Below are 236 nucleotides of genomic sequence, written 5' to 3' on the forward strand. Positions count from 1 at the left end.
AGACAGTAGAAAAAACAAAACTCTACTTCTACCATGATGGGAGTTTTTGTAATGTCCAAAAGAAGCCCGGTTTCATATGAAATCAAGATTCAGGTTGTAAGGCGTTGCCTGCAACATGAATCCAACCCCAACCATGAGGCAAAGCAACTGGGGGTCCATAAAAACACGGTTACCGATTGGATAAGAAAATACAAGGTAGATGGAGAAGAAGGATTAAGAGAATCGAGGGGATGGAA

Annotated in this window: 1 protein-coding gene; it reads left to right on the plus strand. The window is 41.5% G+C overall.

Features of this window, described 5'->3' with window-relative positions; all coding sequences use genetic code 11:
* Positions 1–51: 51 nt before the first annotated feature.
* Positions 52–236, plus strand: a 185-nt coding sequence (locus AC6CIF_RS31975; RefSeq protein WP_498202760.1) for a transposase, incomplete at its 3' end; no start/stop codon positions are given.

The organism is Paenibacillus sp. GQ49, assembly GCF_059759055.1.